We start from the raw sequence: 24,598 nt of genomic DNA on the forward strand, positions 1-24,598 counted from the left end.
AGCAAAGGCATGGACATCCACGCAGCCGTCACCGAGGCGGCAGGCGGCGGCTTTCGGATCGAGACGCTGCGGATCGATGCCCCGGGCCCGGCGCAGGTATTGGTGCGCGTCGTCGCCTGCGGCGTGTGCCACACCGACATGGTGATGCGCGACGGCGCGCTGCCGGTCCCCTTTCCTGCCGTATTCGGCCATGAGGGCGCCGGCGTGATCGAGGCGGTGGGGCCGGGGGTCGGCGGCCTCGCGGTGGGCGACCGGGTGCTGCTCAGCTTCGACAGCTGCGGTGCCTGCCCCGCCTGCCACGACCATCAGCCGGGCTATTGCCCCGAATTCTTCCCGCGCAACTTCCTCGGTGCGCTCGCCCCCGATCAGGGCGGGCTGTGGCGCGGGGAGGAACGGATCGGCAGCAACATCTTCGGCCAGTCGGCCTTCGCCACCCACGCACTCGCCCATCCGCGCAACGTGGTGAAGGTGGATGCCGACCTGCCGCTCCCGCTGCTCGCGCCGCTCGGTTGCGGGATCCAGACCGGGGCCGGCACCGTGCTGGAAACGCTGCGCCTCCAGCCCGGCCAGTCGATCGCGGTGTTCGGCGCGGGGGCGGTCGGGCTGGCCGCCGTGATGGCGGCGGCGATCGCCGGGGCAGGGCGGATCGCCCTGCTCGACCGCCACGCCCACCGGCTCGCACTGGGCGAGGAGCTTGGCGCGACTGAAACCGCCGCCAGCCTCGATATGCTGTCCGGGCCGTTTGATCACATCGTCGATACGACCGGCGTGCCCGCGCTGCTCGGTCCGGCGATCGACCTGCTGGGCGCACGCGGCACACTGGCCCTGGTCGGCGCCTATCCGTCCGACCCCAAGCTGGCGCTCGATGCCTCGGCGATCATGAGCCTCGGCCGCAGGATCGTCGGCGTGGTCGAGGGCGGCATCGATCCGCAGCGCTTCATCCCCGAGCTGATCGCGCACTATCGTGCCGGCCGGCTGCCGATGGAGAAGCTGGTGCGCACCTATCCCTTTGCCGCCATCGATCAGGCGATTCACGACTCCGAAACCGGTGCGGTGATCAAGCCGGTGCTGCTGATGGAGGCGGACGCATGACCCCGGGAACCCCGCGACCCGATGTCGCCGCCTTTCTCGCCTATCTGGAGGAAAACGCGGCGCCCCCGATCTCGGCGCTGCCGGTGGAAGCGGCGCGGCTGGTGATGCGCGCGAACTGCGCCGTCGCCGATCTGCCGCCGACGCCGCTGGCCCGCGTGCAGGACTGGACCATCCCCGGCCCCGCCGGCGCGATCCCCGCCCGGCTCTACGACCGGCGCCTCGATCGGCTGTCCGGCCCGCTGGTGCTGTTCTTCCATGGCGGCGGGTTCGTGATCGGCGATCTGGGCACGCATCACAGCTTCTGCACCTGGCTGGCCGATACGCTCGACCTGCCGGTGCTCGCGATCGACTATCGCCTTGCCCCCGAGCACCCCTACCCGGCCGCGGTGGACGATGCCGAAGCGGCGGCACGCTGGATCGCCGGTGCCCCGGACGTGTTCGGCTTCCAGGTGACCGGACTCATCCCCTGCGGCGACAGTGCCGGCGGCAACCTGGCCATCGTCACCACGCAGCAGCTGGCCCTGCGGCCGGCATCGGTGCCGGTCCGCGCCTGCTGGGCACTCTACCCCTATGTCGGCGGTGGCACGGACTGGCCGTCGCACCGCCGCTTTGGGGAGGGCCATTTCCTCGCCGCCGATGACATGGCCTGGTTCGACGCACGTTATGCCGCGCCGGAGGGCGATCCCCGCCATGACTGCCTGTTGGGACCGGTCCCGCCGACGCCGCTGCTGCTCCACACCGCCGAGCTGGATCCGCTCCACGACGCTGCCCATGCCTATGCCGATCGGGTCGCCGCCACCGGCATGCCCGTGCAGCGACTGGAAGCGATGGGCATGATTCACGGCTTCATCCATTTCCGTCAGGCATTGCCTTCCGCCCAGGAGGACTGCGCGGCCTTTGCCGCCGCCGCGCGCGCCATGCTGGCAGGCCCGCTCGCGGTGCCGGCCTGACCGGCCGCACTCCTTCCAAGCCGCGTGGGAACGCGATTGCCGCCTGATGGGTTCAGGCGGTTCGTTCCGGCGAGACAACGAGAGGGATGGAATGCGCGCACGGTATCTGTTGGCGATGACGGCGCTTGCGCTTGCCGGCTGCACGGGCAAGCGCAGCGACGGCGCGCCGCCCAAGGCGCAGGACAAGATCACGGTGCCGCCCGAGCTTTCCAATCTCACCCTGCCGCTCGACGCCGGTCTGACCGATCTGGCCGCCGCGCTGGAACGGGCGGTGCCGCGCCGTTTGTGGGGCATCGACGCCGCCGGCCAGACATGCGTCGATTCCAAGCGCGTCGATCTCGGCATCGCCACCGTCAAGACGCCGAAGATCAAGTGCCGCATCGTCGGCGACGTCACGCGCGGCCGGATGACGATCGGCGGCAGCGGCGAGACGATCCGCCTGGCGATGCCGCTGCACGCGGTCGTCCGGGCTGAGAATGTCGCGGGCGTCGCGCGCGAAACGGCAACCGCGGACGCGATGGCCCATGCCGTGATCCGTCTCTCGCTCGCCCCCGACTGGACGCCGCACGGCAAGATCTCGATCGACTATGCCTGGGCCGATGCCCCGCACGTCGATCTGCTCGGTCAGCGCATCGAGTTCACCCGCCAGGCGGATCGCAAGCTGGCGCCGATCGTCGCCAAGCTGGAGCGCGAACTGCCGCGCGAGCTGCAGAAGCTGGGCGTGCGCAAGAAGATCGAGGAGGCATGGCGGTCGGCCTTCACCACCCTGTCGCTCAACCGCGAGGATCCGCCGGTGTGGATGCGGGTGACGCCCAAGCAGCTGCGCTATGGCGGCTATGCGATCAGCGGCAACCATCTCCAGCTGCGGCTCGGCATGGAGGCACGGACCGAGACCTTTGTCGGCCAGCGACCGGCCGATCCCACCCCTACCCCGCTGCCCGCGATGCAACCGCTCACGGGGCAGATCGGCAAGGTCTCGCTGTTCCTGCCGGTGATCGCCGACTATCAGGAGCTGGAGCCGGTGCTGATGAAGGCGCTGGTCAAGCGCCAGGCGCGGCCGTTCGAGGTGCCGGGCGTCGGGCCGGTGCGGGCGAAGTTCGAAAAGGCCACGATCTACGGTACCAAGGGCAAGCAGATGGCAGTGGGTCTGCTCTTCTCGGCGGAGGACGTAGCCGGGCGGATCGGGCGAACGCGCGGCACCGTGTGGCTGACCGCGACGCCGGTCAACCTGCCCAATTCGCGCCGGGTCGACTTCCAGAATCTGGGGGTCAGCGGCACCACCGACATGACCGGCGGCGACCTCATCCTGCAGCTGATGAACGCCCCCGGGATGAGCGGCTTCATCGCTGGCGCCCTCACCCAGAATTTCGAGCGCGACTATGCCGAGCTGCTCGGCAAGGTCAGCCGTGCGATCGCCAGCCGGCGCGAGGGGCCGCTCAGGATCGATGCCCGGATGGACCGCACCCGCACCGGCGCGCTCCAGGCATCGGGCCAGGGGCTGTATTTGCCGGTATGGGCCGAGGGAACGGCGACCGTGCGGCTCGCCCGCTGAGCGGTCAGGCCGAGAGGAACACCACGCCGGGCAGATCGGTCCCGTGCGCGGCCGGGCCCAGCCGCCCGTCCTTCGCCAGGGCCAGCCGCGCGATGTTGGCCGAACGCTCGTTGGCAACGAGCAGTTCGCCGGCCTCTTCGCGGAGCAGGAACAGCCGGGGCCAGTGCCCGCCGCACGCGGCATGCTGGATCGGCGCCAGCCCGCCGGCGCGGTCGATCGCGAACACCGCGATGCTGTCATGCCCGCGATTGGAGATATAGAGCCGCGTGCCGCCGCGATTGACCGCGATATGCGCACCGGCAGAGGCGCCGGTGAAACCCTTGGGCAGCGTCGAGAGCATGGCGAGCGCGGTGAAGCGGCCATCGGGGTGCGCGCGCAGCACCGTCACCGTGTTGGCCAGCTCGGTGACCAGATAGGCGATCGGCAGCTTCGGATGGCGCGCCAGGTGGCGCGGGCCCGCGCCGGGATCGGTACGATAGGCGATGCTGGTGTCGATCGCGCCCTTCGCGCCGATCCGGTGCAGGAACACCGCGTCCGCGCCGAGATCGACCGAATGGAGCTGCGTGCCCCCGGCGGTAAAGCCCACCCAATGCGCGTGCGGGCCCGTCTGGCGCTCGCGATTGGGGCCGCTGCCCTCGTGCGCGATCCGGCGAGCCTCGCCGATCGGGCGACCGGCGGGATCCAGTGCGAACAGCGCGACGCTGCCGCTCGAATAATTGGCCACCGCCAGCCGGCGGCCGTCCTGCGACAGGGCGGCATGGCACGGATCGGCGCCCAGCGTGGATGCGTCCGCGATCCGTCTGAACGAGGCATCATAGACGCCGAGCCGCCCTTCGGCCTGCTCGTCGAGCAGGTAGCGCAGGCCGGTCGCGCCACGCACGCCGAACGAGGCATTGCGGATTGCCGGCAGCGGCGTGCCGGTCGTCCAGCCCTTGGCCCCGGGCAGCAGCGGCACCAGGCCGGGGCCGCCCTCGTTCCGATAGGTGCCGGCGATCAGGCCGGTGTCGTTCGTGCGGGCCAGCAGCGCGGTCGGGCAGGCGCCGAGCGCGACCGCGGAGCCGAGCAGCGCGCGACGGCTCAGCGAAGGTGCGGAATGGGTCATAGGGTATTGAAGCCTTTCGCTTTCTTGCCGTCAACGCTGAACCTTTGCGGTGGCCGCGCGCTGAACCCCACGCAACAGGGAGCAGCACCATGACCACCGGAGCCAGCCGCCGCGATCTTCTGAAAACCGCTGCGGCCGCAGGTGCCGCTACTGCCGCCGGGCCCGCCTTCGCGCAAGCCGCGAGCACGGCGCCGGCACCCGACCCGCAGACCAAATATACCGATCGCCCGTTTCCCGAGCAGCGCCAGAAATGGCCCGCCCTCCAGCGCGACATGCAGCCGGTGCCCGATTGCGGCGAGCGCAGCTATCGCGGATCGGGCAAGCTGGCCGGGCGCAAGGCACTGGTGACCGGCGGCGACTCCGGCATCGGTCGCGCCGCGGCGATCGCCTTTGCCCGCGAGGGCGCCGACGTCGCGATCAACTATTTTCCGACCGAGGAACCCGATGCGCAGGACGTCGCCAAGCTGCTGCGCGGCGAGGGCCGCAAGGTGGTCCTGCTCCCCGGCGACCTCACCGATCAGGGCTTCTGCGTCGATCTGGTCGCCCGCGCCCATCGCCAGCTCGGCGGGCTCGACATCCTGGTGAACAATGCCGCCTACCAGCAGTCCAAGGCTTCGATCGCGGAGATCAGCTTCGAGCAGTTCGATCGCACGCTGAAGACCAATCTCTACGCGATGTTCTGGATCACCAAGACGGCGATCCCGCTGATGAAGCCCGGCGCAGCGATCATCAACACCGCCTCGGTCAATTCCTTCGCGCCCGAGAAGGAACTGCTCGACTATGCCACCACCAAGGGCGGAATCGCGATCTTCACCAAGGGCCTGGCCAAGCAGCTCGCCAAGCAGGGAATCCGGGTGAATGCCGTGGCACCGGGGCCGATCTGGACGCCGCTGCAGGTCGCCGGCGGCCAGCTGCCGGGCGAGATGGGCAAGTTCGGCCAGGATACACCGCTTGGCCGTGCCGGCCAGCCGGCCGAGCTGGCACCGCTCTACGTTGCGCTCGCCTCGAACGAGTTCAGCTATACCGATGGCAGCGTGTTCGGGGCGAATGGCGGCACCGGCGCCGTCTGACGCCACCCGGGCAACGGCATAGCCCGAACGCATCGCCGATCACCCCCAACGCCTGCCGAACCCGCATCGGCAAGCTTTCGCTAACTATGCTTGCGACCCGCTCCTTAACCGTACTGCGCCTAGAACAACCCCGGTTGCCACTGCGACGGTGCAAGGAGCCGGGGGCGTGTCTAGCGTATCGAGGAAGTTCCTGGCGGCGGGTGCCGCCATGGGGTTGGCATTGCTGGCCGCCTGCGATGGCGGCGGTGGCGGCGGCACGAGCGGCGGCGGTCTGGTCGGTCCGGCCGCGGCCCCCTCTCCCGCGCCGACGCCGGCCGGCGTCACCCTGGACGACAGCGTCCGCCTGGCGCAGCAGGCGAGTTTCGGACCCACGGTCGCGCTGGTCGAGCGCATCCGCGCGCTGGGGGTCCCGGGCTGGCTCGACGAGCAGTTCGGCGCCACCGGCAGCACCTATGCCGATCTCGCCACCGACGTGCGCAGCGACAGCTGCGCCGCCGGCGACACGGCGTGCACGACGCTGCGCTTCACGCGAACGCCGGTGGCGATGCGCTTCTATGCCGACGCCATCACCGCGCCCGATCAGCTGCGCCAGCGGGTCGCCTTCGCCCTCTCGCAGATGATCGTCGCCTCCGAAGCGGCGGTCCGCTCGACCGCAGGCATCGCCGCGTTCAACCAGCTGTTCCTGACCAATGCCTTCGGCAATTATCGCGATCTGCTGCTCGCGGTGACGATGAACGGCTATATGGGCGACTATCTCGACATGGCGGACAGCCGCCGCGGCACGCCATCCGAAAACTACGCCCGCGAATTCCTGCAGCTCTTCTCGATGGGGCCGGACCAGCTGGCGATGGACGGCACGCCGCAGCGCGACGCCAGCGGCGGCACCATTCCCAACTATACCGCCGACGATATCCGGGAGGTTGCCCGTGCCCTCACCGGCTGGACCTATGCGCGGGTCGGCAATGCCGCCGCCACGGACAATCAGGCGATCGCCTATGCCCAGCCGATGATCGCGGTGCCCGGTCGCTACGACAGTGCCGAGAAGAAATTCCTCGGCACCACGGTAGCGGCCGGCGCCTCGCAGCAGGCGAGCGTGGCGGCCGTGATCGACGCCGCGTTCAACCACGGCTCGACGCCGCCCTTTGTTGCACGCCACCTGATCACCCACCTCGTCACCCCCAATCCCTCGCCGGCCTATATCGGTCGGGTCGCCGCGGTGTTCGTCAACAACGGCAGCGGCGTGCGCGGTGACCTGAAGGCGGTGGTCCGCGCGATCCTCACCGATGCCGAGGCACGCACCCCCCAGCCGTCGAGCGGCGGCAAGCTCAAGGAACCGGTGCTGGCGATGACCAGCCTTGCGCGCGCGATCGGCGTCACCACCGACGGCTATGTCTTCCAGGTGCGCGACGCGACCATCGCGCAGCCGGTGATGCGGGCGCCCTCGGTGTTCAACTTCTATCCGGACGACTTCCCGCTGCCGGGCAGCGCCACCCTTCGCAGTCCTGCCTCGAAGCTGCTGACCAGCAGCACCGTGCTGCGGCTCCACAACCTCGTCTATGACTGGACGGTGAGCGGCGATGCCGGGCGCAGCGAATATGCCGCCGTCAGCACCATTCCCGGCAGTTCGGGCTCGGTGCCGGTCTGGGCCGACTGGGAGGCGTTCGGCGACAATGTCGACGGCATGGTCGATCGCATCAACCTGCTCCTGTTCGCCAACGGCCTGACCAAGGCGCAGCGCGACGCGCTGAAGGCCGCCGGCGTCGCCGTCACCATTGCCGATCCGAAGCTGCAGGCCCGCAAGCGGGCGCAGATGATGCTCTACGTCGCCGGCACCAGCCCGATGTTCCTGGTCGATCGCTGAGGACCCCCCGCCCATGTCGCTTTCCCGCCGCGATTTCGTTCGCCTCACCGCCGGCACCGGCGCGCTCGCCGCACTCGGCCAGTTCGGCCGCACCGCTGCCATCGCCGCCCCCACCGGCAGCTTCCGCGCGATGGTCGGCATCTTCCTGTTCGGCGGCAATGACGGCTGGAACATGGTGATCCCCACCGATGCCCGGCACAGCGCCTATCTGGCGTCGCGCGGGAGCGTCGGCATCCCGCGCACCTCGCTGACGCCGCTGACCAACAGCAGCTATGCGCTGCACCCGGCGATGGCGGCGCTGCGGCCGATCTGGGACGAGGGCGCGCTGGCGCTGGTGCTCAACGCAGGCACGCTGTTCGCGCCGCTCACCAAGGCGACCTACCAGTCGCGCACCGATCTGCGTCCGGCCAATCTGATGAGCCATTCGGACGAGCAGGATCACTGGCAGGGTCTGCGCGCGCGCGAGACCAGCCGCGACGGATTCCTCGGCCGAATCGCCGACAAGATGTCGGGCGGCAGCCTGCCCCCGGTGATCTCGCTGGCCGGCGCGACGGTGGGCGTGCTCGGGCGCCAGACCACGCCGCTGATCCTGCCCAGCAGCGGCGGCCTGCCCGCGCGCAGCGGGTTCACCGCCGGCGGCACCGCGAAGAACAGCGCGATCACCGCGCTCGGCAGCAATGCCGATGGCTATGCGGTGCTCGACGGCGTCGCGGGGGACGTGACGCGCAGCTACGACCAGGCCGTCACCGCCAACACGATCCTCGCCGGCACCGCGCCGACCGATGCGTTCTTCGTCAATCCCACGACCGGCGCTGCGCTGACCAGCGATCTCGCCAAGCAGCTGATGATCGTTGCGCGCATGATCGCCGCGCGCGGCACGCTCGGCCATGCCCGCCAGAACTTCCTGGTCAGCCAGGGCGGCTACGACACCCATTCCGGCCAGGTGCAGGCGGGCAGTACCGCCACCGGCCTGCACGCCAATCTGCTCGGCGATCTCGCCATGGCGATGGCGGGGTTCCACAAGGCGATGGGCTCGCTGGGGCTGGCGGGCAACGTCACCAGCTTCACGATGAGCGACTTCGGCCGCACCTATCTCGGCAACGGCCAGAGCGGCACCGACCATGCCTGGGGCAGCAACCACATCGTGATGGGCGGCGATGTGGCGCCGGGCGCGGTGCTCGGCCGCTATCCCGATCCGGTGCTGGGCGGCGCCGACGACATCACCAAGGAAGGCCGTTTCGTGCCGGCGGTGGCGCAGGAGGAATATCTCGGCGCGATCGCCCGCTGGCACGGCGTGGCGGATGCCGACCTGCCCTATGTCTTCCCCAACTGGTCGACCTGGAGCAGCGCCGGACGCGGGCCGCTGGCGCTGTTCAGGGCCTGAGTCTCATTCCTCGTCGGGATAGGGGCCCTTGCCGCCCTCGCGGATGAACTGGTCGGTGCGGCTGTCGATCACGGTCAGCGGTACCGATCCCAGCTGCAGCATCGCATCGTGCCAGGCGCGGATGTTGAATTTGGGCCCCAGCGCCTTTTCCGCGCGTGCGCGGGCGTCGAGGAACGCAAGTTCGCCCATATAATAGCTCAGCGCCTGGCCCGGCCAGGCGATGTAGCGGTCGACCTCGGTCTCGATCTCGTGGTTGCTGAGCGCGGTGTTGTCGCGGAGAAAGGCTTGGCCCTGCTCGCGGGTCCAGCCCATCGCATGGATGCCGGTATCGACCACCAGTCGGGCCGCGCGCCACATCTGGTAGCTGAGCATGCCGAAGTGATCATAGGGCGTCTCGTACATGCCCATCTCGACGCCGAGCTTCTCCGAATAGAGTGCCCAGCCCTCGCCATAGGCGGAGAGATAGGTGTCGCGGCGAAACGGCGGCAGCGCCTTGTTCTCGTTGGCGAGCGGCATCTGGAAGGCATGGCCCGGCGCGCTTTCGTGGAGCGTCAGCGCGGTCAGCTGATAGAAGGGCCGCGACTTGAGGTCATAGGTGTTGACCAGATAGACGCCCGGCCCCCCGCGGCCGCCGGTGTAGAAGGGCGCGAGATCGTCCGGCACCGGCACGATCGCGAAGCGGCGACGCGGCAGGTGGCCGAAATACTGGCCGGCCTTGCCGTCGAACTGCTTGGCCGCCCAGGCGGCGTGATACAGCAGCTCGCGCGGGGTCTTGGCGTAGAATTGCGGATCGGTGCGCAGAAAGGTGAGGAAGGCCGGCAGGTCGCCGTCGAACCTGGCCTCGGCCTTCACCGTCATCATCTCGGCGCGGATCTTCGCCACCTCGCGCAGGCCGATGGCATGGACCTCGTCGGCGGTCATGTCGCGGGTCACATATTCGCGGATCTTGGAACGGTAATAGGCCTGGCCGTCGGGCAGCGTCGTTGCCGCCAGCGGCGTGCGGGCGCCGGGCATATAGTCCTTGCGCAGGAAGTCGAGCAGCTTGGCATGCGCGGGGATGACCGCCTCGCGGATCGCCGCCGCACCTTCGCGGCGCAGCTCGGCCTGGACCGATGCGGGGATGGCGCCCGGGAATTTCTGGAAGGGCGTGTAGTAGAGATTCTGCTCGACCGGCGCCTCCACCACCTGCGCCACGCCGATGTCACGGCCGGTGAGCGTCACCTTGGGCGGAGTGAACCCGCGGGCGAGGCCGGCGCGCATATTGGCGATGTTCTGGCCGAAATAGCGCGGCATGTCGCGCAGCGTCCGCAGATACGCACGATACTGGTCCTCGCGCACAAAGCTTTCGCGCGCCGATCCGGCGAGGTCGCTCCAGAAACTGGTGTCCGAGGTGAGCGGCTTCTCATAGTCGCGGAAGCGCTGTTCGGCGAGCAGCGCCTCGATCTGCCCCTTGTAGACCAGATAGTCGATCCGGCCCTTCGGGCTCAGCCTGGCCGGGTCGATGGCGGCCAGCTGACGCGACACCGCCGTCCAGCGTGCCAGCCGCGCCGCCTGTGCCGCCGGGCCGACATCGGGCAGGCCGCCCTTCGCCGCCGGATTGTCCTCGCCCGGCCCTTGCTGGGCGACGCGCCAGGTATATTCGCTGTCGATGATCGCCTTGAGCCGGGCATCCGGGCTCGCCGGCTTCGACGCGGGCGCGGCTGCGGTGGCGAGCAGGGCGGCGGTGAGGAGAAAAATGGGCTTCATGCAGTGAGGCTCGCTTCCAGCGCTAGGATCTCGGCAAAGAGCTTGTCGGGGATGCACACCCCTTCGGCAAGGCTGCGCGCACGCGCGGCATAGCGGCGCGCCGAAGGCAGACGGGCGCCTTGTCCCTCGATCGCATCGAACAACGCCTCGGCGCGGAGCAGATGCCCGGCAACCGCATCGCCGAGGAACCCGGCGGGGTCGATCGCGACGATCAGCTCGCCGCCCAGCGGCGAGGCGCCCGCGCCGGCATCGGCAGCGATCGATTCCGCGCTGGTCCAGTCGCCGATCAGCGGCCCAGCGACCAGCTCCACCATCGCGGCGAGGGCCGAGCCCTTGTGCCCGCCGAAGGTGCGCATCGCGCCGTCGAGGATCGCGGCGGGATCGGTGGTCGGCCGACCCTCGGCATCGACGCCCCAGTCGTCGGGCACCGCCTTGCCCGCCCGGCGCTGCAGTTCGATCTCGCCGCGCGCGACCATGCTGGTGGCGAAATCGAAGACGAAGGGCGATGCCGGCGCCGGACGCGGCCAGCCGAACGCGATCGGGTTGGTGCCGAACACCGGTCGCGCGCCGCCGGCCGGGGCGACCCAGGCGTGGCTGGGGGTGAAGGCCAGCGCCACCAGCCCCTCCTCCGCCAGCGCCTCCACCTCGGGCCACAGCGCGGCGAAATGGACGACGTTGTTGAGCGCCAGCGCGGCGATGCCACAGGCGCGCGCCTTGGCGATCAGCGCCGGCTTGCCCACCGCGAAGGCAAGCTGGGCGAACCCGCCGCCGCCCTCGACGCGTGCCAGCGCGCGGGCCGGCTCAGAGAGAAGCGGCACGGCATCGCGCGCCACCTTTCCCTTGGCGATCGTGTTGGCGGCGACCAGCAGCCGATAGATGCCGTGCGAGGCGCAGCCGTCCCGCTCGCCCGCAACCATCGTTTCGGCGACGGCCTCGACATGATCGTCCGCGAGGCCTGCCGCACGCAGCACCCGCCGGGCCAGCGTGCGAACCTCGTCCAGCGTCAGCCGAACGCCCGTCTCCTGCACCGCCGCGCTCATGGCCTGGCGGTGAACAGCACGACGCCGAACACCGGCCCGGCGCTGCTGCGATCATGGGGCACGAAGCGCACGCGCACGCTTTTCTTGCCCTTGGTCAGCGCCTCGGGGAGCGGATAGGTGACGTCGTAGAACTTGCCCGGCTGTTCCTTGTCGTTGAGCGTCTGGGTGGCGAGCTTCACGCCGTCGACGAGGATGTCGAAGCTGCGATCACGCTCGCCGCCCCAATAGGTCGCCTGGAGCAGCAGCGGGCCTTCCTTCACCTTCATCGTGAAGTCGAACCAGCCACCCGACCGCGCATCGCGCCCTTGCCGGCCCCGATAGGAGACGGGGTAGGAAATGTCCGAGCGCAGGTCATGGTCGCGCTCGGGCTGCATCTCGCCCAGATGCATCACGTCGACCGAGCGCGCGGCGACGTCCTTCAATCGCGCCTGCTCGGCGAGGAAGGCGGCCTGTTCCTCCCGCCACTGCGCCTCGCTGAACCGCCTGAAATAGACCGCGCTGCGCCGCGCATATTGGCGATAGAAGGGCGCGAAGCGGAGATCGCCAGGGCGCACCACCCCGCGCGTCTCATAGACCGCAGGCTCGGCAGCGGGGGTGAAGGCGGCAAGCAGATCCGCGCCGACCAGCGCCGGATCGGCGGCATGCCACGGTGTCGAGGTCGGGCCGAGATCCCCCGCCAGCACCATCGGCCCGCGCAGCACCGCGACCATGCTGTCATCCCCCGGAGTCGCCTCGAGCCGCAGCGCCATCGGCAAGGTGATCGCCAGCGTGTCCCCGGCCTTCCAGCGGCGCGCAACGATCGCATAGCCGCGATCGAAGCTCGCTCCCGCCGGCCTGCCGTTCACCGTCACCACCGCCTTGCCTTCTGCCCAGCCGGGCACGCGCAGCGCGATCGCGAACCGCCCGCCACGGGCAAGCTGGTCCAGCGTGAGCGTCGCCGTGCCCTCGAAGGGATAGGCGGTGTCGAGTACCAGCTTCGCCTTCTGCGCCTGCCAGTCGATCTCGGCGGGAATGTAGAGATTGACCAGCAGCGCCCCCTCGCCCTGCCAGAATGCCGCCTCGCCATGCTTGGCGTGGCTCTCCAGCCCCGAGCCGATGCAGCACCAGAAGGCATCCTCGTTCGGCTGCGAATATTGCCGCTCGGCGCCGCTCATCAGCGGAGTCATGTAGGTGAACCCGCCGGTCTCCGGGTTCTGGGCCGCCATCACATGGTTGAGATGCGCCCGCTCATAATAGTCGAACAGCGCCCCGTTCGGCTGCCACGCGAACAGGTGGCTGGTCAGCTTGAGCATGTTGTAGGTGTTGCAATGCTCGCACGTCTGGTCGGTGATGTGCTGGGCGATGCTGTCCGGCGCGGAGAAATATTCGCGGTCGGCATTGCCGCCGATCACATAGCTGTGGTGCTGGGTCACGCGCTCCCAGAAGAACCTGGCAGCGGTGGCGTCACCGGCATCCCCGGTGAGCTCGTGGATTCGCGCCAGCCCGATCAGCTTGGGCACCTGGGTGTTGGCGTGGAAGTTGGCGAGCTTGTCTTGCCGTGCCTTCAGCGGATCGAGCACCCGATCGTCGTACAGCCGCTTGGCGACCACCATCCAGCGCGCGTCGCGGGTGCGGGCGTAGAGCTCGGCGAAGCTTTCGTTCAGCCCGCCATATTCGCAACCCAGCATCTGCTGCATCTGCGCGTCGTCGAGCGCGGCGAACACCTTCTCGAAATAGCCGGCAAGGCCCAGCGTCACCTGCAGCGCCTGGGAACTGCCCCAGCCGGCATGGACGTCGAGCAGCCCGGCGAACAGCTTGTGCACGGTGTAGAGCGGGGACCAGCTGCCGTTGAGATCGAACCCGCCGGACTTGATCTGCCCCTGCATGATCTCCGGGAAGATCTCCTCCCCGTCGACGATCGTGCCGTCCTTCCGCTTGCGGCCCAGCGCGCCGACATAGCCGCTTCCGCGCTTCGCCTGCGCCTCGGCAAGTTCCGACACGATATAGTCGGCGCGGCGGCGCATTTCGGGGTCGCGGGTCTGCTGCCAGGTCAGCACCAGCGCGGTCAGATAATGGCCGAGCGTGTGCCCGGCGATCGTGTCGCTTTCCCAGCCCCCATAGATTGCGCCCTTGGGCGTGAGCCCGGCATATTTGCGGAAATTGTGGAGCAGCCGGTCCGGCTCGAGCTGGAGCAGCGCGCGGCGATTGACCTCGACGGCGCGGGCATAGTCGGACGGGCGCAACCGGAGTGCGGTGAGCGGCAGCGGCGAGAGCTTCGCCGGTAGCATCGCGGTATCTGCAGCGCGGGCGGCCGGCAGGGTCCCCGCCGCGAGCAATGCCTGGCCGGCACCTGCCAGCAATTCTCTCCGCGTCCGTGCCATGTTGCCCCCTCTGCGATCGTATACGATCTACGAAGGCTTTGCTCCGGGGTCAAGCGGGCCCATCAACGCGCCCGCCTCTATATTATATCGTATAATATTGTTGACCCTCTGTACGGACCATGGTCTACCGCCGATCCTGCACGGGGGAATTGCACGGATGGTAGCGGATCAACGGCGTGGCACCAGAGGGCACATGGCGCGGCTGCTCGCCAAGGGGCTTGCGGTAACCCTGCTCCCCGTGCCGGTCGCCGTCGCGCAGACGCCGGCACCTACGATCGAGACCCGCTACGCGCTGGCGGATCGCTATCTCGGCGACGGCCTGTCGAAGCTCGTGGTCGATCGCAGCCTGCGGACCGTGTTTGCGACCGACAGCACCGGCATTGTCTATCGTCATGGCCGCGAAGGCGAGCGGGTCGTCGCCTGGTATGATCTGGCGAGCGGGCGATCGCGCCCCATTGCGGCCGAAGCGGCGATCGCCGATGCGCTCGCCAAGGCGCTGGGACGCCCGCTCAAGCCCGCGGCGCTGCCGATCGAGGATCCCAGGATCGAAGGCGGTGCGCTTCAATTCAGCGCGTTCGACAAGCGCTGGACCTGGACCGCGGACGGCACCCTCGCCCCCGCCGCCAAGGGCGCCCCCGACGGCGACGATGCGCTGTCGCCCGACGGTCGCTTCCGCATCGTCGCGCGCGACTCCAACCTCCACGCGGTCGAGACGGCGACCGGCCGCGAGACCCCGCTGACCGAGGACGGCAATCGCGACCAGCCCTATGGCCGCGGCATCCCCCAGCTCGCCGACATCCTCGCGCAAGGGAGCGAGGACCCGAAGATGCCGGTCTCGGTCCGCTGGTCGCCCGACAGCAAGCGGATCGTCACCTGGCGGCTCGACACCCGCGACGTGATCCGGCTGGGCATCGTCCAGGCAACCCCGCCGGGGACGATCTATCCGCGCACCTTCCGCTACATCTATCCGCTTGCCGGCGCGGAAAAGCTGCCCCAGGCGACGCGGCTGGTGATCGACGTCGAGCAGGCGCTGCAAAGGCGCAAGGCCCGGCCGGTGCCGCTCGCCATCCCGAGCGAGTCGCTGCTCTACCCCAATGACCCCGACATGAGCTGGGTGAACGGCAAGGTCCGCGCCCAATGGACCGCGCGGGGCTACACGCAGCTTGCCGTCTATCAGGCCGATCCGGAGACCGGCGCCGCGACGGTGGTGGCGCGCGAGGCGATGACACCGAACGTGTCGGTCGTATCGAGCTTTTTCCAGCCCGCCCCCGAGCTGGGCGGCGAGCTGCTCGTTTCCGAACGCAGCGGCTGGGCGCAGCTCTATCTGGTGCGGCCGGATGCCCCGGAGGGCGGCATCCCGCTCACCCGCGGCGAATGGGAGGTCATCGGCATTCACCATGTCGATGCCGCCTCGGGCGCGATCCTGGTGACCGGCGTCGGCCGCGAAAAGGATCGCAATCCCTATTACACCGCGCTCTACCGGGTGAGCACGCGCGGCGAACCGCCGGTGCTGCTCACCCCGGAGCCGCTGCACCACGAGGTGCAGGTCGCGCCCGATGGCAAGAGCTTCGTCGACGCCATGTCGACGCCCAGCCAGCCGACGCGCACCGTGGTGCGCAGCGCGGTGGACGGCCGGATCCTGGTCGAGCTGGGCCGTGCCGACCCGTCGGCGCTGCTTGCCAGCGGCTATCGCATGCCCGAGCCGTTCGAGGGTGTCGCGGCGGACGGCACCACCCCGATCTGGGGCATGATCTACCGCCCGGTCGGGTTCGATCCCGCCCGCCGCTATCCGGTGATCGACAATGTCTATACCGGCCCCACCACGACCCAGGTGCCGGTAAGCTGGGGCGCCGCGGTGTTCGCGCCCGGATCGAGCGTCGCGCAGCTCGGCGCGATCGTGGTGTCGATCGACGGGCGCGGCACCTCGCGCCGAGGTCGTGCCTTCCGCATGCACGCCTATCGCAATCTCGGCGAGGTAGGGCTCGACGACCATATCGCGCTGATCCGCCAGATGGCGACCCGCTACCCGCAGTTCGACCTGTCGCGCGTGGGCGTGTTCGGCGGTTCCGCGGGCGGCTATGATACCGCACGCTTCGTGATCCGCCGCCCCGGCTTCTTCAAGGTCGGAGTCGCCTCCTCGGGCAACCACGATCTCCGGCTCGACAAGGCCTGGTGGCCCGAGGTGACGATGGGCGCCGCCAGCCCGAACGACTGGGCGCGCAACTCGAACATGGTCGCCGCGCCCAATCTCGGCGCGAAGCTGCTGCTGATCCATGGCGACATCGACGACAATGTGCCGGTCACCGAAAGCTTCCAGCTCGCCACCGCGCTGATCTGGGCGGGGCGCGACGTCGACATGGTGGTGCTGCCCAACACCACCCACGCGGTCTACCAGCCCTTCTTCTGGCGCAAGTTCCGCGACTATTTCGTGCAGCATCTGCTCGGCGAGGCGCCGCCCGCCGACATCCGCTTCGACACGCCGGCCTGGCGCGAAGAGCTGCCGCTGCTGCGCCCCGAAAAGTGAGATCCCCGATGCGTGTGTCCCGCCTGCTCCTCGCCGCTGCCGCCCTCGCGGGGGTCAGCAGCCTGCCCCTGGCAGCCCCCCTGGTCGCGCAGGAGAAGCCCGCCGCCAGGCCGGTCTTCCCGCCGATCCGCACCACGCCGATGCGCGTCGGCGCCTTTCTGCTCGCGCTGCGCAGCGACACCGGCACGCTCGCCCGCCTCTCCCCCGCCGCCGAGCCCGGCTTCGACTTCGTCCCCGGCAAGCGCGAGGCCGAGCGGCAAGGCGACGGCTACAACCATATCGGCGACATCAACCTGCGCCTGCGGACCGCCGGAAGCGCCTGGCGCGACTTCGCCTCCGCCCGCGCGCGCAAGCCGATCGCGTCGCTGCCGCTGACCCCGGGCGTGTTCGCCGCCGCCGACATCACCGCCAGCATGGGCGAGGGCATTCCGCTGCGCGTCGAGCGGCGATGGGCGAACGCGGGCGGCGTGCCGGTACTGCGCTTCCGGTTGATCAATCGCTCGGCGGCCCCGGTCGAGATCGGCGGGCTCGGCCTGCCGATGGTGTTCGACAACATCATCCAGGATCGCACGCTGGAAACCGCGCACGCCGAGGCGAGCTTCGTGGATCCCTATATCGGCCGCGACGCCGGCTATCTCCAGGTCACGCGGCTGAACGGCAAGGGCCCGGCGCTGCTGGTGCTGCCCGACGGCAGGACGCCGCTGGAAAATTACGCGCCGCTCAAGAACCCGGGCGAGCCCCTGGCGATCTTCACCGACAAGAGCCGGCGCAGCCAGGTCTCCGAAGGCTTTTACGACTGGACGGTGGCGTCCAAGGGCTTTGTCGAGCAGGAATGGCGCCAGGCCGGCGAGCAGTGGAACCCGCCGACCGGCTTCACCCTTGCCCCCGGCGAAGCGCGCACCATCGGCGTGCGGCTGGTGCAGGCGCCGTCCATCCGCGGCATCCAGTCCACCCTCGTCGCGCAGGGGCGGCCGGTGGCGCTGGGCGTACCCGGCTATGTGGTGCCGAGCGATCTCGAAGCATCGCTCTTCCTGAAATACGCGCAGCCCGTGACCAAGCTGGACGTTTCGCCCGCCGCCGCGATGACCATCACCGCGGCGGGCATGGTGAACGGCTGGCGGCGCTATGCGGTGCGGGGCACCGGCTGGGGACGCGCCCGCCTCACCATCACCTATGCCGACGGCACGACCCAGACGGTGCAGTATTTCGTCACCAAGCCGCTCGAGCAGACCATGGCCGATCTCGGCCGGTTCACCACGACGAAACAGTGGTTCGACGATCCCAAGGACCCGTTCGGCCGTGCGCCCGCGATCCTCAGCTATGATCGCGAGGCGGGCAAGATCCTGACCCAGGAGCCGCGGGTGTGGATCGCAGGGATGAGCGACGAAGGCGGCGCCGGCGGCTGGATCGCCGCGATCATGAAGCAGCTCGACAATCCCGATCCGGCCGAGATCGAACGACTGGAAACGCTGGTCGACAAGACGATCTTCGGCCGGCTGCAGCTAGCCGACGGCCCGCATATCGGGGCGGTGAAGAAGAGCCTGTTCTACTATGATCCCGAGGCGCTGCCGGGCCTGTACGATCCGGCGTCCAACTGGAAGAGCTGGACCAGCTGGTCAAGGAAGGACGCCGACGATCTCGGGCGGTCGTTCAACTATCCGCATGTCGCGCTCGGCTATTGGACGCTGTACCGGCTGGCGCGCAACCACCCCGGGCTCGTCACCCATCACGACTGGCGCTGGTATCTCGACCATGCCCGGCTGACGATCGTCGCGATGATGCGGGATGCCCCCTATTATACCCAGTTCGGGCAGATGGAGGGCGAGGTCTTCGTCGACATCCTCGACGATCTGAAGCGCGAAGGCATTGCCGACGGCGTCGCCCAGATCGAGGCGCTGATGAAGTCCCGTGCCGACCATTGGGCCACGCTTGCCTATCCGTTCGGCAGCGAGATGGCGTGGGATTCGACCGGCCAGCCCGAGGTTCATGCCTGGATGCGCTATTTCGGCCATCCCAAGCAGGCGGCGGAAACCGTGGAGGTGATCCTCGGCTACGACCCGCTGATCCCGCATTGGGGCTATAACGGCAATGCCCGGCGCTATTGGGATTTCCTCTATGGCGGCAAATATCCGCGCATCGAGCGGCAGATCCACCATTATGGCTCGACCAACAACGCGCTGCCGCTGTTCGAGGCGTTTCGCGCCAATCCGTCCGACCTCCATCTGCTCCGCGTCGCCTATGGCGGGCTGATGGGCGGCATCACCAACATCGATCGCGACGGCTTCGGATCGGCGGCGTTCCACAGCTGGCCGGACCGGATGGCGTGGGATCCCTATAGCGGCGACTATGGCTCGGGCTATTTCGCCCATGCCTATGGCGCGGCCACCTATCTGGTCCAGGATCCGAGCTTCGGCTGGCTCGGCTATGGCGGCAATGTTCGCATCGCCGCAGACGCGGTGACGATCGCGCCCCGGGACGGCGCGCGCAGCCGGCTGTTTGTGGCGCCGGCCGGGCTGTGGATCACCCTCGAAGCCGGCAAGATCGCGCACGCCCGCTATGTCCCGGCCACCGGCGGCATCACGCTGACGCTGGACCCGCGCCGCGCGATGACGCCCGTCGCCCGGATCCGGCTGGAGAAGACCGTTGCCGGGCGCGGCTACCGCGTCGACGGCGCCCGGGCCGAGCGAGGCGCCTGGACCGTCCCGCTTCAGGCCGACACCACCACCGTCACGCTGGATCGCGTGACCGGCTGAAGCCCGACGCGCCGCGCGCGCTGCGCCCCCTGCCCTTGGTCGTCCCTTGCCGCCCGTCGCAACGCGCCGGCGGGCGGCCGTGCTGCGCGAAAAAATCTCTTGGCTAAATTATGGAACTACGTAATACATATTGGGACAGTGCGACGAAGATCGACACGACCGACGGGCGCACAGCCCTCGGAACCAGCATTAGGGAGAGGAAAGATGTCCCATCGTTCCGCATTGCACGGCCTTGCCGTCCGTGGTGGTGCCTCGGGGTTCGCACTTGCCGTCGCCATCGCCGCGGCAGCGCCGGCCATGGCGCAGACCGCCAGCCCCCCCGCACAAGACCAGACCACGCCGCCGGCCGAAGAGGCCGAGATCGTCGTGCGCGGTTTCCGCGCTTCACTGGACAGCGCGCTAAGCCTGAAGCGCAACGAGACCGCGGCAGTCGATTCGATCGTCGCCGAGGACATCGGCAAGTTCCCGGACAGCAACCTCGCCGAATCGATGCAGCGCGTGCCCGGCGTGGCGCTCTCGCGCGGTGACGGCGGCGAAGGCCGCAATATCTCGGTGCGCGGTCTCGGCGCGGCCTTCACCCGTGTCCGCATCAACGGGATGGAAGGCAGTTCGCAGACCGGCTCGTCCGACATTTACGGCGCGGGCAATTCCGGCCGCAGCTTCGACTTCAACGTCTTCCCGACCGAGATCTTCTCGGCGCTGGCGGTGCGCAAGACCACGTCGGCGGATGTCGAGGAAGGCTCGCTCGGCGCGACGGTCGACCTCAGCGCACCCAAGCCGCTGGATCTCAAGAAGGATTTCACCCTCACCGCCACGCTGCGCGGCGTCTATAACGAGATCAGCAAGAAGACCGATCCGCGCGGATCCCTGCTGATCGGCAAGAAGTTCGCCGACGGCCGCTTCGGCGTGCTGGCCAGCTTCGCCTATCAGAAGCGGCATATCCGCGAAGTCGGCTATTCGGCGGTCGATATCCTCTCCGCCAACACCAACGGCTATGATCCGGACGGCAGCGGCCCTGCGCCGATCCAGCCCTTCTGCACGCCGATCGGCTATACGCCGATCAGCCCGAACGTCGCCTCGAAGGGGGCGAGCGACACGATGTGCAGCACCGGCAACCCGCGCACCAGCAGCACGGCTGCCTACAACACCATCGCCAATCTGCGCCGTGCCGATCTGCCCAACGTGCCGGGCAGCGGCGCCTTCCTGCCGCGCCTGCCGCGCTATGTGAATTCGGAACAGAATACCGAGCGCCTCGGCGGCACGCTGTCGCTGCAGTTCAAGCCCGATGACGATACGGACATCGGCGTCGACGCGATCTATTCGCGCTTCGACGTGACCCGCCGTGACAATTACATCGCCGGCATCTCGTTCGGCCGCTCGATCACCAACAACGGCCAGCCGATGGTCTCGGTGCGCGACGCGCAGTTCAGCTCGAACGGTTCGCTGCGCTACGGCCTGTTCGACGGCGTCGACGTCCGTTCGGAAGGACTGGTCGATCACTGGATCTCGGACTTCCTCCAGGTCAACACGCATCTGCGGCACCGCTTCAACGACGCGCTGCAGATCGAGATGCTGGTCGGCAAGAACCAGTCGGTGTGGTGGAATCCCAAGCGGTTCCAGACCTTCATGGACGCGATCGACACACCCGGTTTCTCGATCGACTTCCGCAACGGCCGCAGCACCCCGCTGATCGGCTTCGGCTTCGATGTGTCGAACCCCGCCAACTTCAACTATGCCCCCGCCCGTTCGGACGGCACGGTGCTCGGCGGGTTCAGCTTCCAGGGCAAGCCGTCGAAGAACCAGACCGACAATTTCACCGGCGAGCTGAACCTCGATTACAGCCTGAGCGAAATGCTCAAGCTGCGGGTCGGTGGCCAGTATCGCAGCAGCGATTTCAACGCCTATACCTCCCTGCCCTACACCGCGCAGACGCTCGTGCAGGCGCTGCCCGCGGGCACCTCGCTCGCCAGCATCACCCGCCAGATCAGCGGGCTCGACCAGCTGTTCGGCAGCGGCGCGCCGAAGAGCTGGGCGGCGATCGATGCGGACAAATGGTCGCAGGTGTTCAACTATGACGCGATCCAGTTCTGCCGCAGCGAATGCGGTGCGGTTGCCTCGCGCATCCGGGAATCGGTGAAGAGCGCCTATGCGATGGCGACCTTCGACACCGGCCTCGCGCTGCCCTTCAAGGTGCGCGGCGATGTCGGCGTGCGCTATGTGAAGACCGACATGCTCGCCGCAGGCTATATCAGCGTGGCCGCCGCCGGTCAGACGCCGACCAACCTGCGTGGACAATATGCCCAGGTCGTGCGCGGCTATGACGACTGGCTGCCCTCGGGCAACCTGGTGATCGAGCCGGCGCGCAACCTGCTGCTGCGCCTTGCCGCCGCCAAGGTGATGTCGCGCCCCGATCTCGGCCAGCTCGCCCCTACCAGCGGCGTGACCGCCACGACGCGGGTGGGCAACATCAACAACCCCTATCTGGATCCGATCCGCGCGGACACGTTCGATGCGGCGGTGGAATGGTATTTCCAGCCCGGATCGCTCCTCTCGGTCGCCTATTTCCACAAGAACATCAAAACCTACATCCAGCGCGTCACCAGCCAGATCCCCTTCAACCAGCTGGGCCTGCCGACCGCGCTGCTCGACAATACCAACACCGCCCCCACCGAGGAATTCACCATTGGCCAGCCGCTCAACACGCCGGGCGGCAAGCTGAACGGCGTGGAGGTCAATGCACAGGTGCAGATGCGCTTCCTGCCGGGCTTCCTCAAGAATATCGGCGTGCTGGGCAACTACACCCATGTCACCTCCAAGATCCGCTACATCCTGGCGAGCGTGGGCGGTGTGCCGACCGTGACCACCACGGCGGATCTGGTCGGCCTGTCGAAGAACACGGCGAGCGGCACGGTCTTTTACGAGGACTCCAAGTTCAGCATCCGCGCCACCGCGAGCTACCGCGATCGGTATATCCGTGCGATCCCGGCCTCGCCGGGCAGCGACCTGCAGGGCAATTCGCCGAACACCTTTGTCGATGCCTCGGCGTCGTTCAACGTGAACGAGCACCTCAAGCTGATCGTCGAGGCGCAGAACCTCACCGACGAGCGCAACAACCTCTACATCGACAGCGTCCGCCGCGACACGCTGTTCCAGACCCGGATCGGGCGCACCTTCAATTTCGGCGTCAACTTCCAGTTCTGACAAGACCTCCCCTCGGGCCGCCGCCTCACCCTCGGCGGCCCGCATTTTTGCGTTTCCAGGAGTTGCCGTGATGCGTGTCGTCCTGATCGCCGCCGCCCTCGCCGCCCCGCTCGCGGCGCAGACCACCGATCGGCTGAACGAGCGGCAGGTGGAGCGGCTGGATCGCGCACTGATCGCGGTCCCGGGCACCGGCGGCGGGGTACATGTCGCGTGGCGACTGCTCGGCACCGACCCCCTATCCACCCGCTTCACGCTCTACCGCGACGGCAAGCCGATCGCGCGCATCGCGGCCAACCAGCCGACCAGCTTCCTCGACAAGGCCGGAACGCCCGCGTCTCGCTATGCGCTGGCGGTGAACGGCGACGCGGCGGGCGCACCGGTGCGCGTGTGGGCGGGGGGCTATCTCGCCGTGCCGCTCGACAAGCCGGCGGACCGCACCACGCCTGACGGCGAGACCTATGGCTACAGCGCCAACGACGTCTCCGTCGGCGATCTCGATGGCGACGGCCGCTACGAGCTGATCGTCAAATGGTATCCCAGCATCGCCAAGGACAATGCGTTCGCGGGCTATACCGGCGAGACGCTGATCGATGCCTATACGCTGGAGGGCAGGAAGCTCTGGCGGATCGATCTGGGTCGCAACATCCGCTCGGGCGCGCACTATACCCAGTTCATGGTGTTCGACCTCGACGGCGACGGCCGCGCCGAGGTCGCGATCAAGACCGCCGATGGCACGATCGATGGGCTGGGCAAGGCGATCGGCGACCCGACCAAGGACTGGCGGCACTGCGATGCCGCGGTGGAGGTGCCCGATCGCACCGGCTCCACGATCACGAGCGACGGGCGCAAGATGGCCAACCTCAAGGGCCGCATTCTCGACGGGCCGGAATATCTGACCGTGTTCGACGGCCGCACCGGCCGCGCGCTCGCCACCGCCCCCTATGCCCCGCCCCGCGGTGCGGACACCGAGGCTGGCCTCAAGGCGCTGTGGGGCGACGGCTATGGCAACCGCTCCGAGCGCTATCTCGCGGGGGTCGCGTATCTCGACGGGCACCGGCCGAGCCTGGTGTTCGGCCGCGGCTATTATGCCCGCTCCACCTTTGCCGCCTGGGACTGGCGCGACGGCAAGCTGACGCAGCGCTGGCTGTTCGACAGCGCGACGCCCGGCAACGAGAAATATGGGGGGATGGGCAACCACCAGCTCTCGGTCGCCGATGTCGATGGCGATGGCCGCGACGAGGTGATCTACGGATCGATGGCGGTCGACGATGATGGCAAGGGGCTGTGGTCCTCCGGCCTCGGGCATGGCGACACCCTGCATGTCGGCGATCTCGATCCCACCCGGCCCGGCCTCGAGAAGTTCGGCGTCCACGAGGAAATGCGCCGCAGCGGCAATCGCGGCGCGGCGATGCTCGACGCGCGCACCGGCGAACTGCTCTGGTCGACGCCGGCCGACAAGGACACCGGCCGCGGCATCGCGGTGGATATCGACCCCCGCTTCCCCGGCGCCGAAGCCTGGGCGAGCAACTCGCCAGAGCTGTACGACGCCCGCGGCAAGGTGATCCCGGGCGGGCATCCGCGCGCCGCCAATTTCAGCATCTACTGGGACGGCGATGCGCTGGCCGAGCTGCTCGACGGCACCCGCATCACCAAATGGGACTGGACGACGAGCAGTGAAAAGCTGCTGCTCGATCCGCCGGGCACCACCTCGAACAACGGCACCAAGCGCAACCCCTCGCTTTCCGCCGACCTCCTCGGCGACTGGCGCGAGGAGCTGGTGCTGCCAAGCACCGACAGCCGCGAACTGCGCATCTACGCGACGCCCTGGCCGACCGCGATCCGGCTGCCGACACTGATGCACGACCCGGTCTATCGGCTGGGGATCGCCTGGCAGAATACGGCGTATAATCAGCCGCCGCATCTCTCCTTCGACCTCGCCACGCACAAATAGTCCAGGGTCGAT

Annotated in this window: 14 protein-coding genes; 10 read left to right on the plus strand and 4 right to left on the minus strand. The window is 68.6% G+C overall.

The features are described from left to right. Positions 1 to 9: 9 nt before the first annotated feature. The 3 genes from OIM94_RS19230 to OIM94_RS19240 all read left to right on the plus strand — a co-directional run bounded on the left by OIM94_RS19230 (position 10) and on the right by OIM94_RS19240 (position 3,594). Entirely contained in the window at positions 10 to 1,092 is a 1,083-nt protein-coding gene (locus OIM94_RS19230; RefSeq protein ID WP_264610021.1) for an NAD(P)-dependent alcohol dehydrogenase, read from the plus strand. Further along, on the plus strand, positions 1,089 to 2,042 hold the full coding sequence (locus OIM94_RS19235; protein ID WP_264610022.1) for an alpha/beta hydrolase: 954 nt from the start codon (positions 1,089 to 1,091) through the stop codon (positions 2,040 to 2,042). The genes OIM94_RS19230 and OIM94_RS19235 overlap by 4 nt, the downstream gene beginning before the upstream one ends. 91 nt (positions 2,043 to 2,133) lie before the next feature. After that, positions 2,134 to 3,594: a DUF4403 family protein gene (locus tag OIM94_RS19240; RefSeq protein WP_264610023.1), complete on the plus strand. Its 1,461-nt coding sequence runs from the start codon at positions 2,134 to 2,136 to the stop codon at positions 3,592 to 3,594. 4 nt (positions 3,595 to 3,598) lie between these two features. On the opposite strand, the gene OIM94_RS19245 is transcribed toward OIM94_RS19240, so the two are convergent. After that, on the minus strand, positions 3,599 to 4,696 hold the full coding sequence (locus OIM94_RS19245; RefSeq protein ID WP_264610024.1) for a lactonase family protein: 1,098 nt from the start codon (positions 4,694 to 4,696) through the stop codon (positions 3,599 to 3,601). A gap of 89 nt (positions 4,697 to 4,785) precedes the next feature. Between OIM94_RS19245 and OIM94_RS19250 the strand changes: the two genes are divergently transcribed. From OIM94_RS19250 to OIM94_RS19260, 3 genes are all read left to right on the plus strand, one after another. Next, positions 4,786 to 5,766 (plus strand): SDR family oxidoreductase, encoded by a 981-nt coding sequence (locus OIM94_RS19250; protein ID WP_264610025.1) that lies wholly within the window; start codon positions 4,786 to 4,788, stop codon positions 5,764 to 5,766. Positions 5,767 to 5,932: 166 nt separating this feature from the next. Beyond that, complete coding sequence (locus OIM94_RS19255) at positions 5,933 to 7,627, plus strand: DUF1800 domain-containing protein (protein WP_264610026.1); 1,695 nt, start codon at positions 5,933 to 5,935, stop codon at positions 7,625 to 7,627. A gap of 13 nt (positions 7,628 to 7,640) precedes the next feature. Then, complete coding sequence (locus OIM94_RS19260; RefSeq protein ID WP_264610027.1) at positions 7,641 to 9,011, plus strand: DUF1501 domain-containing protein; 1,371 nt, start codon at positions 7,641 to 7,643, stop codon at positions 9,009 to 9,011. 3 nt (positions 9,012 to 9,014) lie between these two features. Here OIM94_RS19260 and OIM94_RS19265 read toward each other — a convergent pair whose 3' ends face one another. The 3 genes from OIM94_RS19265 to OIM94_RS19275 are packed head-to-tail and all read right to left on the minus strand — an operon-like array spanning position 9,015 to position 14,157. Continuing rightward, positions 9,015 to 10,757, minus strand: coding sequence for a DUF885 domain-containing protein (locus OIM94_RS19265; RefSeq protein ID WP_264610028.1), 1,743 nt, complete (start codon positions 10,755 to 10,757; stop codon positions 9,015 to 9,017). After that, the gene (locus OIM94_RS19270) at positions 10,754 to 11,797 is read right to left on the minus strand and encodes an Ldh family oxidoreductase (protein ID WP_264610029.1); all 1,044 of its coding nucleotides are present in this window, start codon (positions 11,795 to 11,797) and stop codon (positions 10,754 to 10,756) included. Before OIM94_RS19270 ends, OIM94_RS19265 begins: the two co-directional genes overlap by 4 nt. After that, positions 11,794 to 14,157, minus strand: a complete 2,364-nt coding sequence (locus OIM94_RS19275; RefSeq protein ID WP_319801157.1) for a glycoside hydrolase family 127 protein — start codon at positions 14,155 to 14,157, stop codon at positions 11,794 to 11,796. The genes OIM94_RS19270 and OIM94_RS19275 overlap by 4 nt, the downstream gene beginning before the upstream one ends. Before the next feature lie 193 nt (positions 14,158 to 14,350). Between OIM94_RS19275 and OIM94_RS19280 the strand changes: the two genes are divergently transcribed. From OIM94_RS19280 to OIM94_RS19295, 4 genes are all read left to right on the plus strand, one after another. Next, the gene (locus tag OIM94_RS19280) at positions 14,351 to 16,681 is read left to right on the plus strand and encodes a S9 family peptidase (RefSeq protein ID WP_264610030.1); all 2,331 of its coding nucleotides are present in this window, start codon (positions 14,351 to 14,353) and stop codon (positions 16,679 to 16,681) included. 8 nt (positions 16,682 to 16,689) lie between these two features. Then, entirely contained in the window at positions 16,690 to 19,434 is a 2,745-nt protein-coding gene (locus tag OIM94_RS19285; protein ID WP_264610031.1) for a DUF5695 domain-containing protein, read from the plus strand. Positions 19,435 to 19,638: 204 nt separating this feature from the next. Further along, on the plus strand, positions 19,639 to 22,635 hold the full coding sequence (locus tag OIM94_RS19290; protein ID WP_264610032.1) for a TonB-dependent receptor: 2,997 nt from the start codon (positions 19,639 to 19,641) through the stop codon (positions 22,633 to 22,635). A 70-nt stretch (positions 22,636 to 22,705) separates the two neighbouring features. Then, the gene (locus OIM94_RS19295) at positions 22,706 to 24,586 is read left to right on the plus strand and encodes a rhamnogalacturonan lyase (RefSeq protein WP_264610160.1); all 1,881 of its coding nucleotides are present in this window, start codon (positions 22,706 to 22,708) and stop codon (positions 24,584 to 24,586) included. The last annotated feature ends 12 nt before the right edge of the window (positions 24,587 to 24,598 follow it).

This window comes from Sphingomonas sp. R1 (genome assembly GCF_025960285.1).
Classification (GTDB): domain Bacteria; phylum Pseudomonadota; class Alphaproteobacteria; order Sphingomonadales; family Sphingomonadaceae; genus Sphingomonas.

Bases quoted from the DNA above. Each gene is read 5' to 3' on its own strand.
- OIM94_RS19230 (WP_264610021.1), top strand. From the start codon at position 10: ATGGACATCCACGCAGCCGTCACCGAGGCGGCAGGCGGCGGCTTTCGG.
- OIM94_RS19235 (WP_264610022.1), top strand. From the start codon at position 1,089: ATGACCCCGGGAACCCCGCGACCCGATGTCGCCGCCTTTCTCGCCTAT.
- OIM94_RS19240 (WP_264610023.1), top strand. From the start codon at position 2,134: ATGCGCGCACGGTATCTGTTGGCGATGACGGCGCTTGCGCTTGCCGGC.
- OIM94_RS19245 (WP_264610024.1), bottom strand. From the start codon at position 4,696: ATGACCCATTCCGCACCTTCGCTGAGCCGTCGCGCGCTGCTCGGCTCC.
- OIM94_RS19250 (WP_264610025.1), top strand. From the start codon at position 4,786: ATGACCACCGGAGCCAGCCGCCGCGATCTTCTGAAAACCGCTGCGGCC.
- OIM94_RS19260 (WP_264610027.1), top strand. From the start codon at position 7,641: ATGTCGCTTTCCCGCCGCGATTTCGTTCGCCTCACCGCCGGCACCGGC.
- OIM94_RS19265 (WP_264610028.1), bottom strand. From the start codon at position 10,757: ATGAAGCCCATTTTTCTCCTCACCGCCGCCCTGCTCGCCACCGCAGCC.
- OIM94_RS19270 (WP_264610029.1), bottom strand. From the start codon at position 11,797: ATGAGCGCGGCGGTGCAGGAGACGGGCGTTCGGCTGACGCTGGACGAG.
- OIM94_RS19275 (WP_319801157.1), bottom strand. From the start codon at position 14,157: ATGGCACGGACGCGGAGAGAATTGCTGGCAGGTGCCGGCCAGGCATTG.
- OIM94_RS19280 (WP_264610030.1), top strand. From the start codon at position 14,351: ATGGCGCGGCTGCTCGCCAAGGGGCTTGCGGTAACCCTGCTCCCCGTG.
- OIM94_RS19285 (WP_264610031.1), top strand. From the start codon at position 16,690: ATGCGTGTGTCCCGCCTGCTCCTCGCCGCTGCCGCCCTCGCGGGGGTC.
- OIM94_RS19290 (WP_264610032.1), top strand. From the start codon at position 19,639: ATGTCCCATCGTTCCGCATTGCACGGCCTTGCCGTCCGTGGTGGTGCC.
- OIM94_RS19295 (WP_264610160.1), top strand. From the start codon at position 22,706: ATGCGTGTCGTCCTGATCGCCGCCGCCCTCGCCGCCCCGCTCGCGGCG.